Raw genomic sequence first — 18153 nt, forward strand, 5'->3', positions numbered from 1 at the left:
TGTACAAACTTATCACTATGTGACGCTATCAGTATTTGATGTGACTACATTTAAAACAACACTTTCTCTAGGGTGGCATCTACTATTTGCCCACAGGCTGACACAGCGTACACTGCATAACTATATCAAAATTAAACATAACAAATGAATAAGTGTAACTATTCCTAGCTGACTTTCAGTGATTTACACTCATTCGCCACTTGTAATTACTTATAAACCCAAGCAGCCATCATTATGGATATTCTCAAAGTGTTGAACCTGGCCGATACAGAGTTCATTAAAAAACTTAACCTAAGCCCCATTTTTTCGCAAAAAGAACTCAAAGCTTCTGACGCCATCAAAGAGCCTATTACCTATGCGTTGGCTCCTTTCAATATCGACACGCAGGAGTTCTCGCCCCTTACTTTGGTTACCAGTATGAACCTCGAACACCAGATTCAACTGTTTAACAACCTGGCTGAAGATAAAGACGAGGATGGTATTGTAGGGACAAAGGATTTGGTGAAATTTGACCCCAACAGCCCCTTGCTTAAGTATAGTATAAACATTCAGGCAAATGCCGGAACCAGTACGGAGATTCAGGGCTTGAGCGTAGGGATAAAAACAGGTACTCAAATCAAGCACTGCGCTTACCTCAAACACCAACCCAGTGCTACTGTAGAGGAGGCTATTTTAAAAGATGTGGCAAGCATGCCTTTTATTTTTTCGCTCGATAGGGTAAAAAAACTGCAGCCGGGCGAGGCATTGAGCTTTGAAGCTTATGGAGATTTTGGGGTAGATTTAAGCTTTAACCTTGCCGACTTGCTCATTGCGGGGGCTTCGGCTTTGCAAAAATACCTGGGCAACAATGAAGTGCTCAATTTAGACGTCCAGACAAATGGCAAAATGGGGGTAAAGTTCAGTGTAAAAGACAGTTTTCAGTTGGTGTTTGCCAAAACCAACGAAGGCAAGTACCATGTATTGGTAAAAAAAGCAAAAACTACCAATCAATCGCGCACACTAGGGTTCAATGTACAGTTGTCGTTTAAAAACCCTGGAAAAATCACCGAGCTGATCAACTCAAAAATAGCCCAGCTCATGACCGCCGCTACCAACCTGGCACCCGACCAACTCAAAACAGTAGAAAGCAAACTACAAAACATAGCCGATGGTTCGGTACCTTTTGATCAGCTCGGCGAACTGGAAAAACTCGCTATTCAGGCACTGGCAAAACGCTTGAATATACCCAATATAGTAGAAGATGCGCTCAACAAAAGCCACGAATTGCTGAATAAACTAGCGACAGTAAAAAATAATTTGCAAGAAGACATTACCAAGTTGGCGAGCCAAAAGTTTAAGGCAGGTTTTACCTACGACTACTCCTACATATCTACCAAAGAGGTGTTGATAGAAGCCCTCATCAATGACACTGCCCTGGCAGAGTCGCACAAAGGTTTGATACTCATGAGCACTCAGGGGCTGGTGGCAGCCTCGGCCAATAAAGACAATGTGCAAATACTTGATTATGTAAACTCGGAGTCGGTAGAAAGAAACAAAAGCTGGGGTTTTGCCCTGGGAGTGGGTAATTTTAAAATAGGTGGCAGCGACAAGAGCACATTTGCCAAGAAAGTAACCACTCGCCTCAACAACGGACAGGAAGAAGAATTTGTGGTGTACCGTGGTGTAAGAGGCTATAACGAATATGGCAGCCTGGGCGGGTACAACCAGAGTTGGTGGGGAGGCATGGATGCCCAAATGCCCCAACCTGCCGCAAACCCTACGGTAGATTTGTTTGACTATAGCCTGCATGTAGAGTATAACCATACCGAAAAAAAACTCAAGGCTAAAGAGCGCGACACAGTAGCCGAGCTGTTGAACCTTGCAGGTACCTGGGGCATTATAAACAACGACCAACTCGATGCCCAAACTACACAATTGCTCCATCAACTTACAGCAAAAGGAGATGCTACCAATGTGCAATTCAACTTTGACCTGATGATTCCCCCAACGGCCTTTAGCGACATGAGGGCTACCTGGCTCTATTTGTTACAACAACGCCCTGAGGTACACCTTCAGGTGCTGGCCAACGCTTTTGCCAGTGTAATGCCTTACTCTCCTGACTATACTTACCGCAAAGACCAACGCCTGAAGGTACAAGCTTACGGCAGTTTATGGAAACTGTACTTTGACAATGAAGGGTTTGGCAACGGGCAACCTACCGATTTTAGGTCGTATGCCAAAACTGCTGAAGCTACGCTTAAGAAAGTAGACAATGCCCTGGCGGCAGCAGAGGGGCGTTATGCCGAGCGCCTGGTGGGAGACAATATGTGGTTTGGTGGCATTATAAGAATGAACCCTGACTGTGGCAAACAAATGAATATACTGGTGACCGGAATGCGAAGTTTGCTTGAAAATATTCAGGCAAAATCGGTCAATTATGACCAAACTATTTCCAGGGCATTCCGAAAGATTACCCAAGGTTTTAGCCAGTCTTTTTATACCAAAGCGCTCGCTCCTTATTTTATAAGTATGGCCAATAATAATCCCGTAATTTTGAATGATATGAAAGCAGCCCTCACCATTACATTTACTGACGGCGAGCAAAAAAATCAGACCCTGTTGATTCAAATGAAACTTTGATGAAGTAGTGAATTTATATACAAAACCTGAAAATAATCCCTTTGTTTTCAGGTTTTTTTCAAACTTAATACTAAATTATTTTTGCATTTTCAAAATTTAATAAATTCATTACTTTTAAGCCAAAACGATAAAAAAATCTGATGATAATCATTCCAGAATATGTGGCTATGCTCCAGGCGAATCCTTTTGATAAAACCCTGTTAAATAAGATTAAGTTTCAACTGATTGACGCCGAAAAACATAGTTGGGAAGGCAACAAAGACCAACACGCAGGCTTCCGCCAGGAAGTAACCCGCCAATTATACCAGCACTTTTCGAGCGATGACCGCCCCTTGATCATCACCCTACTACAAGAAGAAATCAAGAATTGTCATTTTTTGAAAAACAGCAACGACAACCTTTGCCGCTTGTTGTTTATGTTGTATACCTTAAAAAATGCCGAAGATTTGCCCCTGATGTACGACGCTAAATTTAAACTGGGCTACAACGCAACACTTAATATAGACATCAACCTACTGTTTGGCTTGGGCAATGAGGCGATTTTAGCCCATGACGAGTCGCTGCAGCGCTACCTCGACTACAATGAAATACTGGAAGCCGAGGTTTTTTATCAACAGCAAAAGAGTTCCTGGGACAAAGATCTTCAAGAAAAACCCGTGCCTGAGCAAATGTCTCCTGTGCAAGAAGAAGAGGACGAGCAACTGCGCTTCTTTTTTGATAAGGGGGATGTACTTACTTTTAAGTTTTCTGACCAAAAAATGGGAGGCTTGGTGGTGGCCGAGCGCTTCGAAACTTTCGACGATGCCGACTACATTGTATATCCTACCAACTTTCATGAGGCCACTCTCCAACCTCCGCTGGAAAACCTGCATATCTATGGCAGGCGTATCAAATCGCTTAACATGGGCAACCCTTTCGAGCAATCTATTAAAACCGCAGAAGATGGCAACTCCTTAGAAAAAAGCCATAAAACCATGTTGGTGAGCATTACTATAGCACATTCAGTACTGGCGCATTTTCAAGCCAGGCTTACCCCCATTGCGTCGTTGCCTCAGGTAGTATACAAAGGCACCCACCACCTGGCACGGGTTACCAGTTGGGCAGAACTGGAAATGCACCTCAACAATTTGGTGCAGGGCAACTACCCTACCTTTGAGGTAGTAAACATTGACGGATTTTTACAAGATTAAGCAAATGCAAATGCTCCAAAAGGCACTCTTTTTATTACTAATAGGTGGGCTGTTTGCCTGTGAATGCCTGGAGACTACCCAAGGCATAGTGCTTGACTATGCCTCTAAAACTCCCTTGGTAAAAGTACACATCTACCCTGTAAGGCGAGCACAACGGACACACCTCACCGATAGCTCAGGTAGGTTTGAAGTAAGCTTTGTTTCGGGGTTTTTTGAAAAAAACGGTTGCAAAAAAACAATGATGCTGGTCTTGTCAAAACCGGGGTATGACTCGCTTCGGGTAACCCTCAAAAACCAACGTCCGGGTACTTTGCCCGACACGCTTTTCCTGCGTCGCCGCCAGGACTAAAAAAAACACCATAGATTGTCAAGCAGTAGCAAGTAGTCATCAGCTACCAGTGGGCTTATTCAAAAATCACCAAATTTTGTTAGGGAAAACCATCGACTTAACACTTAAAAAAAATAAAATAAACATTTGAAAGCCAACACCTTGTATTCTACCAGTCATTTTACTTAACTTTATATTAAACAATACTCCACAGTGATTTTGGTCAAAGTTGGTTGATGATTAACTTTGTTGAGCACCGATATACATCGGTATCTAAGGACTTGTCGCTTGAAGCTTGCCCCTGCAGGCGCTATCGACTAAATACTATGGACTGCAAACACCAAAAACAACGCTGGCTTATACTTTATAAGTGCCAAAAATTGTAACCTTAGCTTATAGCAATGACTGAAAAAAAATACCCTTTGCAAACACCTGAAAGCTCTCAAGCAGAAGAGGCACCCACCCACTATCACCTCACCACAAGAAACCATCTGTACCCCAAAAATATGATCTTGTATGGTCCTCCGGGTACAGGTAAAACCTACCAAACAGTGAACTATGCATTGGCAATGATTGAGAACAAAAGCTTAGAGGAGCTGGCAGAGGAACCCAGGGCTGACCTTATCAAAAGGTTCAATGCGTATAAAGAAAAACTTCAGATTGCTTTCATTACTTTTCACCAAAGCTATAGCTACGAAGATTTTATTCAGGGCTTGCGCCCTAATACCAATATGGGTACCCTGCACTTTGAACGCCGCGATGGTATTTTTAAACGTATGGCAGACCGTGCCCGCAAAAACTTTGACACCTTTAGTCAGCAACAGGTGTTTAAGAAAAGATTTGAAGACTTGCTCAATGAGCTACTCATTAAAAACATAGATCCCGAAACAGAGGAAATTGAAGTGTACCTCGATAGTTCACACCGCATTTATCAGTCTATTATCATTTTTGAGATGACCGACACCACGTTGTTTTACAAGCGACGCACCAAACGCGACATTATCAAAAATGAGTCTAAGGAGATGAATATCGACACCTTGAAAAATATTTATGAAGATGTCACTTTTGTAAAAGACGCCATCAATCAAAAATATTATGAAGCAGTGGTACAAGCAGTAAGGCAATATGAAGAAAACCACAAACCAGAAAAGAGCCTGCAACAACTCCAGAACTACGTGGTGATTATAGATGAAATTAACCGGGCGAATATTTCACGGGTATTTGGCGAACTCATTACCTTGATAGAATCCGACAAACGTTATGGCTCAGACAATGGTTTATCGGTTACCTTGCCTTCCGGCGAAAACTTTACCGTACCCGCCAACTTGTATATTTTGGGCACGATGAACACTGCCGATCGCTCTATTGCCTTGATTGACACAGCTTTGCGCCGAAGGTTTGTGTTTGAAGCCATCTATCCTGATGCTTCTCTGATAGCAGACAAAGAAGTGAAGAAGGTATTCAAAGATTTGAACGAAAAAATTTTACAAGAAAAAAACTCCCCTGATTACCTGATAGGGCAGGCTTTTTTTATAGGCAAGGCAATGGAAGATTTGCCGCAGGTGTTCAATTATCAATTGATCCCTCTCTTGCTGGAGTACTTCCCCAACCGTCGTGATACCGTCTTACGTATTTTGCAAGATATGGCACTGCCTGTAGAGGAGGTAAATTACCAAATAAGGTATAAAGAGGCCACCGACTGATTTTAATCATTTATTCAAGAATGGCGAAAACAACTGATTTGTATAAAAAATAAAGCCTTTGGTAGAAAAAAAAAGCAAGTCAGTAAGGAATAGAGTATCTTTTGGGTATCTCAATGATGATGCAACAACCTTAAATACAATGGAGGAGAATAATTTTTCGGATAAACTAAACCGCTACTTTTATACATTTTTTAGTGACAAATATCGCATTACCCATCATTTTTTGTTTTGGATTGCTTATTTGCTGTTCCACCCTATCTTTTTGTTTGATTTAGACAATTTTGCCCAAAGTTTTTCGGAGTCTAACCTGTCGAATGAATTGCCCTGGCTTTTGTTACACGTAGCTATAGACGTGGCCATGGTATATACCAACTTGTATGTGTTGGTGCCTACCTTTTTGATGAGAGGGCAAGTGTTGCAATACCTTATTTTTTCGGCTTTGTTTATTGGCATCAACGATTTGGCCACCTACCTTGCCACTTGGCTGGATTTTACCCGTGAAGGGGACATTACCTTTGTCACTCACTCACACTCGGCTTATTATATTATCAATATTTTGTTTTTGGGCACGGCGGTATCACTTAAGTTTTTTAAGACCTGGATCAAAAACCAACAAGAAATAAGGCATCTGGAGCGTGCCAACCTAGAGACAGAGCTTGATTTTTTGAAAACGCAGATCAACCCTCATTTTTTATTCAATACCCTCAACAATATTTATGTGCTTACCCGTATCGATGCCGAACGAGCGTCTAAGAGCTTGCTTATGTTGTCAGACCTGATGCGTTATCAACTATACGATTGCTCAAAAAAACAAGTGGCATTGAAAGATGAAATTACTTACATCAATAATTTGCTAGACCTGGAAAAAATAAGAAAAACCAACGCAAATATAGATTTTAAAGTCAATGGAAAAGTAAATGGGCAGATGCTTTCTCCGTTTATTTTTGTACCTTTCGTAGAAAATGCCGTCAAACATGGGTTAAATGTGGCAAGCAATCCGTACATCCATATAGAAATGAATGTGCACAAAGAAGAAGAAGCCCTCGATTTTGTGATTGTAAACTCTAAAAAGCCACAACCAAGCAACCAGCCCAAAGACCCTAACAGTGGCATTGGATTGGTCAATGTGCGTAGAAGGTTAGAACTGCTTTACCCTGGTAAACACGAGTTAGACATTCAAAACGACGAAACCGTTTTTAAAGTGACTTTAAAATTGAAATTATGAATTGTATTATTGTAGATGATGAACCGCTGGCACGGGAAGGAATGAAGTTGAACATACAAGAGTTGCCTTCGCTTCAGCTGATAGGCTCTTTTGAGAATGCGATGCAAGCCAATGATTTTTTATCTAAAAATGAGGTAGACCTCATGTTTTTAGACATTCAAATGCCTGAAGTCACCGGGTTGGATTTTCTGAAAACCCTGAACCTCAAAAAACCTCCCTTTGTGATCTTAACTACGGCTTATCCACAGTTTGCCCTGGAAGGCTACGCCCTCGATGTGATAGACTATCTGGTAAAACCCATTTCTATGGATAGATTTATCAAAGCGGTAAACAAGGTAGATTATTATTACAAACTAAGAGAACAAGCCAGTACTGATACTACTCCTGCTGCTGCCAATACTGACAAAACCTCTGACTCTCCGGTAGGTTCTGACAATGCCGATATAGAAGACTATATTTTTATACGTGCCGACCGAAAATACATGAAGGTGTTTTTTCGCGAAATAAACTATGTGGAGGGGCTCAAAGATTACGTGATTGTGTATACCGATACCCAAAAAATAGTAACGGCAATGAACATCAAAACCATTGAAGGGCAATTGCCTTCTAACCTTTTTATAAGGGTGAGCAAGTCTTACATTATCAACATGCAGCACATCAAAGCAGTAGATAACAACTTTGTGACTATTAAAGAAAAAGAGGTGCCTATTGGTAAAGCGTTCAAAGACAACTTTTTGAATAATATTGTAAACAAACGTGTGCTGAAAAGATAGAAGTAAAACAATACTATACCTGGCAGGTTTTAAAAACCTGCCAGGTATAAAAATAGATTAAATGCTGCGGACTCCCCCCTGCCTCGAATGATTACCACTCTTTTAATCCCCCTACGTATGGCAATAATCATCTAATTGTTCAAAAAAATATTGACGCTTTCAAAAACTAATCTCCCTGTTGAATTGTTTTTATTAGATAGTGTACCAAGCAACGCTTGTGCATTACAACCACATTAACTATATCACTAAACCAAAAAGCATATGATCAAAACTCACGAATTATCACAAGGTAAAATGCCCGTATTAGGATTGGGCACCTGGAACTCTCAACCAGGAGAAGTATACAATGCAGTAAAAGAAGCTGTAAAAATGGGATACCGCCATATAGACTGTGCCTCTATTTATCAAAACGAAGAAGAAATAGGCAAGGCGTTGAGCGAATTGTTTGCCGAAGGCGTCGTAAAGCGTGAAGATTTATGGATCACGTCGAAGCTTTGGAACAATGCCCACGCACCCGATGATGTACAACTCGCCCTGGAAAAGACCTTGAAAGATCTTCGGCTTGGTTACCTGGACTTGTACCTGATACATTGGCCTGTGCCGATCAAAAAAGACATTGTGATGCCCAATACACCAGCCGATTTTGTAAAACCAGATGATTTGTCGCTAACCAGCACCTGGCAAGCAATGGAGCAACTGGTAGACAAAAACCTGGTACGCAATATTGGGGTAAGTAATTTTAATGTTGAGCGTTTGCAAACCCTGCTCGACCACGGAAATATAAAGCCTGCGGTCAATCAAATAGAGCTTCACCCTTATTTGCAGCAACCAGCAATGCTTGACTTTTGCCAGCAAGCCGGTATTTACCTGACTGCTTATTCGCCACTGGGCTCTAAAGGTCGCCCGGATGGAATGAAGGCAGCCGATGAACCTGTGTTGCTCGAAGATGGTACCATAGGTGCTATAGCTCAACAACACGGCGCTACTCCAGCGCAAGTGCTCATTGCCTGGGCAATTCAACGGGAAACGATGGTCATACCCAAGTCGGTAAACCCTGCCCGAATGAAACAAAACCTGGAAGCGGCTTCATTGACATTGACCCAAAAAGACATGCAAGAAATTGCTACGCTTGACCGTCATCGTCGCTATGTAGACGGCACATTCTGGACTACCCAAGGCAGTCCACATACTTTGGAAAACCTTTGGGGTGAACCCGTAGCACAATAAAGTAAATACAACACCTAAAAAAAAGCCTGCCCGTTTTGTTGGCGGGCTTTCTTTTAATAAAGAGCCGCGCGCAACTGAAAATCAGAAGCAACATTTGGTCTCCAATACAAGCAAATAAAAAATAGTTTTTACGAAATCGTTCAACCGTAGCAATCCCTTTTTCGTAGATATATTGCAAGGTTTTTGTGGCAATGAGTCGCAAAACACCACGCTACCCTTTTTTAACCAACTTACTGCTCTCTTCCACAATAAGGAATAGTACCAAAATAAATTTACATTTTTAACGTCATCTTTTGTTAAACTATAGAACTTTATTTTTATACCATTCCTAAGCTTATCTTCTCAAAAAAATCAAGAACAAAAGTTACGTAGTTTCTTTCAAATACCGGTATTTGAATGTTTTTTAGGGCTTTGTCATGCTGAATGTAAAAACAGGATTTTAATCATTTTTACCTACAAGTACTGCCGCTTCGTCAAGAGGATATATTTAATTATGCCTCGGTGCTTAAGATACAACTATGGCTTGATTAGTATAAACTATGAAAAAACAAATTTGCTTATTATTAATTGTGCTCAATAGTTGTTTTTTTAGTGCAACAGCTCAAGAAGATACCCTGTTCAGTTATTCACGCTCGCTTTATAAACTGTCGGTACAAGATATTCGCTCTTCTACTTCGCTTGCTTCTGGTATCAAAGAGTCGGTACTCGAAACCCCGGCATCTACCGTGATTATTACAGCCGAAGATATTAGGCAACGTGGCTACCTGGGCATAGATGAGATCATCAGCGATTTGCCGGGGTTTGATATTATCAATAGTTCTGGTGGTTTTGGACAAATCAATGCTTACCAGCGGGGTTACCGCACACCTTACACACAACGTACGCTTATTATGGTAAACGGCAAGGTAGACAATCACATGTGGACCCACGGAGCTTACTTAAGCAAACAATACCCGATCAAGGCAATAGACCGGGTAGAGGTGTTATACGGACCAGCATCGGCGGTGTATGGAGCCAATGCTTTTTTAGGCATTATCAATATTGTGACCAAAAAACACCAAAAACTTGAACGTAACCGCCTGGAGGCCAGCGTTCACGGGGGGAGCTTTAACACTCAAGGAGCAGATGTACACTTGAGAGGAAAAGTAGGACAAGTGAGTTACAGCAGCGGATTTCGTTTTTTTTACAGCGACGAAGAAGATTTGTCTGGCCGTTGGGGGTATTTGTCTAATCGTTGGTATGGCAACCGCAACGTGTGGGGGCCTTTGCTCGATATTACTTCCAAGCGGGGGCGCAAACTGGGCACTTACTATAACCCTACCAGCAACTGGGGGTCGGTAAACAAGTTTAACTATAAAAACTGGGAATTGGGCATCATCAACTGGAACACTACCGATGGATTTGGGGCGCAATTTAATGCCGACAAAGGACAAAATAACTCCGGATGGAGCAGCAACTCGAACCAATACTACCTGGAGCATACCCAAAAGGCTCAAAACCTGACGGTGAGGTCGTTGTTGTTGTACAAACACCAGCGGATATGGGGCGACTGGGCAGAAGCTGTAGCAGATGGCACCAACCCCCAATACTCTTTTGTGAGTTACACCCAATGGAACACTTTCAACGACAGTTGGTTGTTTACCAGTGACTGGAATTATTCGCCGAGGAAAAACCTGCAATTACTTACTGGGGTGAAGTACCAACTTAAGCACCTGACCAAGTCGTATGATGTGCCGGGGTATTGGGAGGGGGTATTTAGCAGTATCGCCTTTGACAACGAAGGACCTTATGGTGCAGGAGCAGGCATTGCTTATAGCACCGATAGCGCCTATTACCGCCCCCCTGCCCCGGTAAGGGTGACGCCTAACAGTAATAGAATAGTGACCCATGATGTGGGGGGCTACCTGCTGGGTATTTATGATTTGGGCAAGCTCAGGTTCAACACAGGCATTCGCTTTGACTATAACTCGGTATATGGCAAGGTAGTCAATCCCCGGATTTCGGTGATTTACCGCCCGGTGAGCAACCTTGCTCTCAAGCTCAACTATGGGGAAGCTTTTCAGGAACCTGCTCCTATGTTGTTATGGGGAGGCTGGAGCGGCCGACTTGCCAACCCTGACCTAAAGCCCGAAAAAGTACGCAGTCTTGAGGCAGGTATTACCCACAAGGTGGCGGGTTTGCTACAGGAGCTATCGCTGTACCATGCCCACTACCAAAATGTGATCAAAGAAGAAGCTGAAAACGCCGGAGACCGGAAAGTAATCGGACTGGAGTATAAGCTTACCTATGTATTGCCCAATTTTTTGGGGTTTTGCAAAGGGCTCAAGGGCTACCTTTATTATACTTTTAGTGATGTCATGAGTAGCATTAGGTTTGACCACGATAGCCAACAATGGCAAAACGGCCACACTCCGCTAGGCGACATAGCCAACCATAAGTTGAACCTGGGCATACACTTGATGTTAACCGAGCGACTGGGGCTCAACCTAAGGAGCAACATGGTAGGCGAACGCAGTTTGTATACCAGAAACGCCCTCAATGCAAGGGGGCATACCCTGGCGCCCCATGCTATTTTTAATACCAACGTGTCTTATAACATCGACCGGGTCACACTTTCGGTCAAAGTAAATAATATGTTTAATCACCATTTTCTACAACCAGGCGTGCACGCAGCCGATAGTGGCGATAATTTTTCGCAAAGAAGCAATGGATTTTATAACTCGTTGATTCCCAATCCTGGGCGTTTCTTTTTGGCTGAGGTGAGTATAAAACTGTAGTTTGTCTTTTTCAAATACTTTTTTTTACCAAATAAAACCTATATCTTAAATAAAAAACGATTCAAACGGTTGAGTACATTGTAGCTATATTATTTCGCATGACAATAGATTATCAAGGGATGGCAGCAAAGCTTTTACGTTTCATTATTTTATGGAGCGTTGGATTGATAGTATTGTTGGCTGGACAAGTACATGCACAGAAAACCGAAGCGCAAGCTTTGCTTCAAAAGGCACGATCGTACAAAGCAAAACAGCAATATGCTACTTCGTTGGACTACTACATTCAGGCATACCAAAGCTACGACCGAACAGGCAATCAACAAACGCTGTCTTCCATCAATTATGAAATAGGAGCGCTCTACGAGCAATGGGGAGTAAACGAACGTGCGTTGCGCTACTACCAAAACGCTTATCAAACCAACCCTTCTACCCATTTATCGAACAAAATAGGCTATGTACACCTACAGCTTAAAAACTATCGCCAAGCCCTTTCTTATTACCATAAATCGCTGGATGCTTATCGGGCAAGCAACGATTTACCAAGGCAAATCTCTATTCTTACCCGCATTATAGACATTTATAAAACTCAAAAGAAATACGCCAAGGCACTAGAGCATAGCTTGAGAATAAAAGAACTACAAAAAACTGCCAACAACCCTACTGGAGTGGCCGAAGCTGCCAATAGCATTGGGTATTTTTATAAGTTTACCCGGCAGCTGCGCAAATCGCTGCAATCTTTTGACGAAGCATTGGCATATTACCGCAAGCAAAATGACCTTGAGAATGTATGTACAATTTTGAGCAATCAAGGGATTATTTATCAGATTTTGGGCAACAATGATCAATCGCTCGCTACGTTTGCGAAAGCGGTAAAAATAAGAGAAAAACAAAACAACCAGGCAAAAACGGCGGAGTTATACAATTACATTTCGGCGGTTTTTTTGGCGATGAACAACCTCGAAGATGCACGCTACTACACCACCAAAGCGGTAAAGCTGGGCGAACAGGCAAACAACCTACAGTCGTTGGTGATTAGCTATGATGTATTGTCGTTTATTTACCAAAAAAAAGGAAACAACGGACGGGCATTGAAGTACTTTAAGCTATATGCCGCAATCAAGGACAAACAAATGCAACAGGAGCGTATAAGGCAAAATGCTTTGCGCAAAAGACAGGCAGAGATAGACAGTACCGAGAATAAGTTGAGGCTGTTATTGGTAGACAAAGAGGTGCAGGAGCTTGCCTTGAAAAAAGTAATGCTTGAAAAGGACAAAAAAGCCAAAGAAAACCAACTGTTGAGAAGAGACCGGGAGTTGCTACAGCAGAGCAAGGCCTTGCAAAAAGCCAAACTACAAAAGGAAGAGTTGGAACGGCAAAAAGCGGAACAAAGCCTGTTGCTGACCCAACAGCAGCTCAATAAAGAAAAACAAGCCCAAAAAATTGCCTTGCTGCAGCAACAAGACAAACTACAGAAGCTGGCGATCAAACAAAAAGAACTGAAAGAGAAAGAGATTCAGAAAGAGAATGAATTGCTGAATAAAAATAAGGCGTTGCAAGAGCTGAAACTACAAAATGAAAAACATAAGCTACAGAGCGAACAAAACAAACGCAAAGCTCAGGAGCAACTGTATATAGGCATTGGCATTTTGCTGAGCGTGGTCATTCTTCTGGTATTGGCGGGGTTTATTATGTCGCGCCGGGCAAACAAAAAATTAGCCAAACAAAACGACCAGATTGAGTCGCAAAATAAGCTATTGCAAATAAGAAAAGAAGAGATTGCGACCCAAAATGAAGAGTTGATGCAAAACCACGAAGAGATTTTGTCTCAACGAGACTTTATTGCCAATAGTAACAAAACACTGTCGAGCCAAAACGACAAGATTATGGCAAGTATCAGGTATGCACAAACGATACAACAGGCCATTTTGCCGTTTGAGGAAAAAATGGGGCAAATGTTTGCCGGGCATTTTGTAATATTTCAGCCTAAAGATGTGGTATCGGGCGATTTTTACTGGGTGAGCCAACACCGCCAACACTTGTTTGTGGCGGTGGTAGATTGTACCGGGCACGGAGTACCAGGCGCTTTTATGTCTATGATAGGTTTTTCGTTGCTCAACGATATTGTCAATAAAAATCAATGCATAGAACCTGCCCAAATACTAAAACGAATACATACCGGGGTGGAAAAAACGCTGAAGCAAAAGCAGTCTGATAATTCGGACGGAATGGATATTTGTTTTTGCCGGATAGACTACCAAGAAGGTGAGGAAGTATTGGTGACTTTTGCTGGTGCCAAACGACCTTTGATATACAGCCACAAAGGACAAATGGAACTCATCAAAGGCGACCGTACAGGTATTGGCGGGTGGCAACATAACAAAGCCCGAATTTTTAATAACCAGCAATTACACATGCAACGCGGCGACAAGTTGTACCTAAGCAGTGATGGGTATGCAGATACGCCGAACCCTCAACGCAAAAGCTTTTCTTTTATTGGGATGTATGAATTGATCAAAAAACATCAAGACAAGCCCTTGAAGGAGCAGCAAAGAATACTGGAGCAAGCCTTGGTGGACCACCAACAAGATGCCGAACAACGCGATGATGTAACCTTGATGGGCATCAAGCTCTAACAAAAACAGACCATTCGCAAATTGCTGGGGCAGTTGGCAAACAATGCTTAAAAGTGTCTATTTCTTACAGCTATTATTGGGCGTTGAACCATTAGTTTGTAAAAAAAGATGAAAACAGTAATATTGTGGTTGATTGCACTGCTTTTTTTGGCGACAACCAACCACCCCTTGCAAGCCCAAAACCACATGGATAAAAGATACAACAAGGCAAAAAAAATGATGCCTTTCGCCTTGATAGAGGAGATAGACTCTGAAGAACTGGACGAAAAAAGGATATTGAATATATACTTGCCTCAGGGCTATAATTCTGAATCGGCAGACTCCTACCCTACCATTTATGTACTCGATGGGTCGGCACACGAAGATTTTCCTCACATTGCCGGACTAGTCCAGTTTATGAATATGTATCACTTGTTGCCCAAATCTATAGTAGTGGGCATAGCCAATGTAGACCGTTACCGGGACTTTACCCATCCTACCCGTTACCAAAAGTATAAAAAAAGGATTCCTACTTGTGGTGGCTCGGCAAAGTTTATGGCATTTGTAGAAAACGAAGTGCAACCATTGATAAATACCCAGTATACAACCAATGGGCACCATACCATTATTGGGCAGTCGTTGGGGGGGCTGGTTGCTACCGAATTTTTGCTAAAAAAACCTCACTTGTTCAACAACTACATCATTGTGAGCCCTTCGCTGTGGTGGGACGAAGAGTGGTTGGTAAAAGAAGCTGCCGAATACTTTAAAACCCATACTACCCTCAGGAAAAAAATATTTATATCGCTAGGCAAAGAGCACAAAACTATGCACAAAGTAGCCGACCAATTGACCGAGGCCATCAGGCAATCGGGCAACAAGCACCTCACTTTGTTTTATGAGCCTATTCTTACCGAAGACCACACCACCATCTTACACAAGGCAGTATACCGGGCGTTTGAACTATTGTACCCCAAGTAGTGCCCCGCACCATGTATAAGTCTGTTGAATAATTCGTTATCTTTATCCTCCGAAAAATAGTACGCATCGGCTCACAGGAGGCGTTTTAAAGGTATTACATTATACAGTCATCATCATGGAGAATTATTTCAACAAGTTTAGGCAGGGCATTATAGGTATAAACGCCCAAATAGCTACTCAGGAAGGTACCCAAAAAGTAGTATACGCCGACTGGACTGCCAGCGGGCGAAACTATGCCCCTATAGAAAACCGTATCCAACAGCAGCTAATGCCGTTGGTGGCCAATACGCATACCGAAACCAGCACCACGGGCATGGCCATGACCCACGCCTACCACGAAGCTCAAGGCATTATTAAAAAACATGTCAATGCCAATCAAGACGACCTGATCATTACTGCTACCTCAGGAATGACTCGTCTGGTAAACAAGCTTCAGCGCATTTTAGGCCTAAAATACCGGGAAATGCCCCCCGAAGACCAACGCCCGGTGGTTTTTATTACCCACATGGAGCACCACTCGAACCACACCAGTTGGCTGGAGACCCTGATGACCGTTGAGATTATTCAACCTACCGCCGAGGGATTGGTAGACCTTCACCATTTAGACAAACTACTCGAAAATTACCAGGAACGTCCGCTCAAAATTGCCTCGGTAACGGCTTGCTCGAATGTGACAGGTATCATGACCCCTTACCACCAAATTGCCCAAAAAATGCACCGCGCAGGGGGCTATTGTTTTGTCGACTTTGCTTGTTCGGCACCCTATGTGGCCATTGACATGCACCCTGCCAAAGAAGAAGCTCACCTGGACGCCATATTTTTCTCTCCACATAAATTCCTCGGTGGACCAGGTTCGGCAGGAGTACTCATTTTTAGCCGTCACTTGTACCAACAGCGTATTCCTGACAACCCCGGAGGGGGCACCGTAGACTGGACCAACCCTTGGGGCAAACACAAGTACATAGACAATATAGAAGCCCGCGAAGACGGAGGAACTCCGGCTTTTTTGCAGACAATAAAAACCGCAATGTGTATAACGCTCAAGCAAGAGATGGGGGTAGCAAACATACTTAAGCGCGAGCACGAGTTGCTTGATTTGTTGTGGGACAAGGTGGCACCCATTCCTAATGTACACATCCTTGCTTCGCAGCACCGCGACCGTTTGGCCATTTTGTCTTTTTATATCGATGGCTTGCATTATAACTCAGGCGTGAAATTGCTCAACGATAAATTTGGGATTCAATCGCGGGGAGGTTGCTCTTGTGCGGGCACTTATGGGCATTATTTGCTCAATGTAAATCCTCAACAATCGCAGAAAATTACCGACATGATCAACCAGGGAGATTTTTCGAACAAGCCCGGATGGATACGCATCTCGCTGCACCCTACCATGACCAACGACGAGGTGGTGTTTATTGCCGATGGCATTGAACAACTGGCAAAACACCACGAGCAATGGTGCCAGGACTACGGTTTTGAGGCAAGGTTAAACGGCTTGAGCGCGCAAAGCATTGCCGCCGATAATCAACTTAAAGAGGCGATGGCAGAGGCATTGACGGCTGATTTTGCTACTACAGAAACTGGTAAGTAGGGGGAATTAAGCATCAATGATGGGTAGTCCAGAGCACCCACAGGGGCAAGTCCCTAGATGCCGATACATATCGGTGCTTCAAGTTACACCCTGTTCTACAGGCAACTAACAAACTCATAGTATACTCATTTTTATTGGTTAAAAGTACTAGGTTGCCCAACTGGACTACCCATCCTATTTTTTGTTGCCAACAATCAGCCATCAACGGTAGACTTTTGCCCATCTACCACCTCTCTTACAAAGTCTTTCAAGAGCTCTACTTGGTCTTTGGCTAACTTCTCTCCATACTTACCCACCCCGTAGGCGGTCAATAAAAACACAATGGTCAGCGGAAACACCGCAATTAGGCTAGAGCTGCCCCCCATCAATATTTTTGAAAAAGCAAAAGAGGAAATGAAAAGCCCCAGGGTGCCCACCGCAAAATAGATAAACATAAACAAGGTCCAAACGGCAGGACGCGGGCCAATCAGCCCCGATACCTTGGTTTGCTGTTCGTCGTCTTCGTCGGGTGCTATTCTCAGGTTGAGCTGAGGCGACCAATAGTGAACGTCTTCGCCCACTATGTTTAATATAATCAAGTCGTTGGCTTTTACCCCTTTTATGTGGGGGGGCGTATTTTCGAGCAATAGCTCCACCTTGTCCATGACCTCTTGGTGGTGGCAAGGTACCATTAGCTTAAACCGGGGTCTGATATGTGTAATAGAAGAATCGATGACTTTGAGGGTTTTAGTTTATACTGTAAAATGAGCAAGGTACATAATTATCTGCGGTTTTGCCATCAATAGCCCACAGTATTTAGGCGATAGCTACTACAGCCTCAAGTCCTTAGATGCCGTAGTAGCTATTTTACTAAAATATTTGTCCATCAATGCTTACTTCCTTATATTGGTTTTGCTTTTTATTACGCTACCCTACTATTTTTTCGCCTCGGTTTGTGTCTTCACCATAGCCGTCAGGCTACTATTTTTTTACCCCTGAAACATCTTTCAGTATCCAAATTTTGGCGATTCGATCAGCGTGTGGGGACACTCGCTGAGGCGGTGACGGTATTTTTAAGTGATTTTTTTACTATGCTCCTCTTAGCCTGACGGCTATGGTGTCTTCACAACCCCACCACCTCGCCCAATCTT

12 protein-coding genes are annotated in these 18153 nt (G+C 42.9%); 11 read left to right on the forward strand and 1 reads right to left on the reverse strand.

Annotated features, from left to right (window positions below; all coding sequences use genetic code 11):
- Positions 1-234: 234 nt before the first annotated feature.
- The 11 genes from M23134_RS09350 (at position 235) to M23134_RS09400 (ending at position 17023) form a co-directional block, all read left to right on the forward strand.
- Entirely contained in the window at positions 235-2619 is a 2385-nt protein-coding gene (locus M23134_RS09350; RefSeq protein WP_002695782.1) for a hypothetical protein, read from the forward strand.
- Positions 2620-2759: 140 nt separating this feature from the next.
- Positions 2760-3809: a hypothetical protein gene (locus M23134_RS09355; protein WP_002695784.1), complete on the forward strand. Its 1050-nt coding sequence runs from the start codon at positions 2760-2762 to the stop codon at positions 3807-3809.
- Between the two features lie 4 nt (positions 3810-3813).
- Entirely contained in the window at positions 3814-4158 is a 345-nt protein-coding gene (locus M23134_RS09360) for a hypothetical protein (RefSeq protein WP_002695786.1), read from the forward strand.
- A 380-nt stretch (positions 4159-4538) separates the two neighbouring features.
- Entirely contained in the window at positions 4539-5840 is a 1302-nt protein-coding gene (locus M23134_RS09365) for an McrB family protein (RefSeq protein ID WP_002695788.1), read from the forward strand.
- Positions 5841-5979: 139 nt separating this feature from the next.
- Positions 5980-7065 (forward strand): sensor histidine kinase, encoded by a 1086-nt coding sequence (locus M23134_RS09370; RefSeq protein ID WP_157558407.1) that lies wholly within the window; start codon positions 5980-5982, stop codon positions 7063-7065.
- A complete protein-coding gene (locus tag M23134_RS09375) occupies positions 7062-7838 on the forward strand; it encodes a LytR/AlgR family response regulator transcription factor (RefSeq protein ID WP_002695790.1) in 777 nt (258 codons plus the stop codon). The genes M23134_RS09370 and M23134_RS09375 overlap by 4 nt, the downstream gene beginning before the upstream one ends.
- Positions 7839-8099: 261 nt before the next feature.
- Positions 8100-9065: an aldo/keto reductase gene (locus M23134_RS09380; protein WP_002695791.1), complete on the forward strand. Its 966-nt coding sequence runs from the start codon at positions 8100-8102 to the stop codon at positions 9063-9065.
- A 539-nt stretch (positions 9066-9604) separates the two neighbouring features.
- Positions 9605-11842: a TonB-dependent receptor gene (locus M23134_RS09385; RefSeq protein ID WP_002695792.1), complete on the forward strand. Its 2238-nt coding sequence runs from the start codon at positions 9605-9607 to the stop codon at positions 11840-11842.
- A 98-nt stretch (positions 11843-11940) separates the two neighbouring features.
- Positions 11941-14475 (forward strand): tetratricopeptide repeat protein, encoded by a 2535-nt coding sequence (locus M23134_RS09390; RefSeq protein WP_002695794.1) that lies wholly within the window; start codon positions 11941-11943, stop codon positions 14473-14475.
- 108 nt (positions 14476-14583) lie between these two features.
- Positions 14584-15432, forward strand: a complete 849-nt coding sequence (locus M23134_RS09395; protein WP_002695796.1) for an alpha/beta hydrolase — start codon at positions 14584-14586, stop codon at positions 15430-15432.
- Between the two features lie 115 nt (positions 15433-15547).
- Entirely contained in the window at positions 15548-17023 is a 1476-nt protein-coding gene (locus tag M23134_RS09400) for an aminotransferase class V-fold PLP-dependent enzyme (protein WP_002695798.1), read from the forward strand.
- Positions 17024-17217: 194 nt separating this feature from the next.
- Here the strand turns inward: M23134_RS09400 and M23134_RS09410 are convergent, their stop codons facing one another.
- Positions 17218-17667, reverse strand: coding sequence for a hypothetical protein (locus tag M23134_RS09410; RefSeq protein ID WP_198144999.1), 450 nt, complete (start codon positions 17665-17667; stop codon positions 17218-17220).
- Between the last annotated feature and the right edge of the window lie 486 nt (positions 17668-18153).

The sequence above is a fragment of the Microscilla marina ATCC 23134 genome (assembly GCF_000169175.1).
GTDB classification, from domain to species: Bacteria; Bacteroidota; Bacteroidia; order Cytophagales; family Microscillaceae; genus Microscilla; species Microscilla marina.

Bases quoted from the DNA above. Each gene is read 5' to 3' on its own strand.
- M23134_RS09355 (WP_002695784.1), top strand. From the start codon at position 2,760: ATGATAATCATTCCAGAATATGTGGCTATGCTCCAGGCGAATCCTTTT.
- M23134_RS09360 (WP_002695786.1), top strand. From the start codon at position 3,814: ATGCAAATGCTCCAAAAGGCACTCTTTTTATTACTAATAGGTGGGCTG.
- M23134_RS09380 (WP_002695791.1), top strand. From the start codon at position 8,100: ATGATCAAAACTCACGAATTATCACAAGGTAAAATGCCCGTATTAGGA.
- M23134_RS09350 (WP_002695782.1), top strand. From the start codon at position 235: ATGGATATTCTCAAAGTGTTGAACCTGGCCGATACAGAGTTCATTAAA.
- M23134_RS09365 (WP_002695788.1), top strand. From the start codon at position 4,539: ATGACTGAAAAAAAATACCCTTTGCAAACACCTGAAAGCTCTCAAGCA.
- M23134_RS09395 (WP_002695796.1), top strand. From the start codon at position 14,584: ATGAAAACAGTAATATTGTGGTTGATTGCACTGCTTTTTTTGGCGACA.
- M23134_RS09375 (WP_002695790.1), top strand. From the start codon at position 7,062: ATGAATTGTATTATTGTAGATGATGAACCGCTGGCACGGGAAGGAATG.
- M23134_RS09390 (WP_002695794.1), top strand. From the start codon at position 11,941: ATGACAATAGATTATCAAGGGATGGCAGCAAAGCTTTTACGTTTCATT.
- M23134_RS09400 (WP_002695798.1), top strand. From the start codon at position 15,548: ATGGAGAATTATTTCAACAAGTTTAGGCAGGGCATTATAGGTATAAAC.
- M23134_RS09385 (WP_002695792.1), top strand. From the start codon at position 9,605: ATGAAAAAACAAATTTGCTTATTATTAATTGTGCTCAATAGTTGTTTT.
- M23134_RS09370 (WP_157558407.1), top strand. From the start codon at position 5,980: ATGGAGGAGAATAATTTTTCGGATAAACTAAACCGCTACTTTTATACA.
- M23134_RS09410 (WP_198144999.1), bottom strand. From the start codon at position 17,667: ATGGACAAGGTGGAGCTATTGCTCGAAAATACGCCCCCCCACATAAAA.